This window comes from Kitasatospora sp. NPDC094028 (assembly GCF_049543595.1).
Classification (GTDB): domain Bacteria; phylum Actinomycetota; class Actinomycetes; order Streptomycetales; family Streptomycetaceae; genus Kitasatospora.
The window spans coordinates 1-1223 of sequence record NZ_JBMVFA010000108.1 but is presented as its reverse complement, the minus strand read 5'-3'; the positions used below and the strand labels follow the sequence as shown (position 1 = coordinate 1223).

General features: G+C 65.7%; 1 protein-coding gene. It reads right to left on the bottom strand.

The features are described from left to right. Positions 1-65: 65 nt before the first annotated feature. Positions 66-1223, bottom strand: a 1158-nt coding sequence (locus tag ACPC54_RS42120; protein WP_498973050.1) for an RNA-guided endonuclease InsQ/TnpB family protein, incomplete at its 5' end; no start/stop codon positions are given.

The following is a 1223-nucleotide window of genomic DNA, read 5'->3' as shown; positions in this document are numbered from 1 at the left end:
CTAAAGTCCCGGGCTTGAGGTTAACCATGTGTCCGATGAGTCGCCCCACCGGTGGTCACCTCGTCTCAGCAGCGCGAGGCGCTGCTGGGGCGGTTGACTGCGCCCCGCTGCCACGCATCAGCCGCGCGATGACGGATGTTGCGGGAGCCGTTGACATCCGCGTGCATGGTGCTCCCGCAGGATCGGCACGCGAACGTGGCCTGGTCCACTCGGTTCTGTTTGTGGGTGTGCCAGCAGGTAGAGCACTGACGGGAGGTACAGGCCGGATTAACGCGCACGACCGGGACTCCGGCGCGCTGGGCCTTGTACTCCACGAAGGCTCCGAGCTGGGCAAACGCCCAGGAGTGGAGGCGGTACCGCTGCTCGTGCCTGGCCTTGACCCTCTCGCGGATGCCCGTCAGGTCTTCCAGGGCGATCCCGCGCGAGGTGCGTTCAGCGGTGGTGACGATGGTCTTGGAGATGCGGTGGTTGGTGTCGGTGGCGAACCGGGCCTCGCGGCGACGGATCGCCTTCAGGCGACGCTTCGCGTTCTTGGTCTTCTTGGTCTGGAGCTTCGCCGTCAGGACGCGCATGCGCTTGCGGTAGCGCTCCAGACGCCGCCCGGACATGACCTCGCCGTCGGAGGTGGTGGCGATGTTGACGATCCCGAGGTCCACCCCGAGCCAGTCGGCCGGTTCGAATACCAGAGGTCCGGGGATGTCGCAGGTCGCGAACAGATACCACCGACCTTCGCGGAGCACCAGATCCGATTCGCCCTGCCGATGGTCGGCAATCATCTTGAGCGCGCCCGGAGAGCAGCGGAACCCGATGCCCTTCAACCGCCCGGCCGTTGTCCAGATGGACACAGTCCTCGTGTCGGTGTTCCACGTCAGCATCCGGTCATCGAACGGCTGCGCCGCATCGTCATGGAAGCTAATCGGCTTGGACTCGGCCTTGTTCCGTCGCTTCGACCCTTTCGGCCCCAGGTTCCCGGCCTTGACATTCGCCCGCAACGTTGCGTAGGCGTCGCAGACCTTCTTCACCGACCTGACGGCGGCCTGCGCTCCCAGGTCGTATTCGTCCTTGACACGCCGGTACACCAGCGGCTGCAAGCCGTTACGCCGGATCTCCTTCTTCTCGAAAGCGACGCGAGAGATGTGGTTCGCAGCCCTGTTGCACGCGCGCAGCGTCGCAGCGAGCGCGTCCGCCTGGAACGGCGACGGCTCCAGCTTCACCCGGACAAC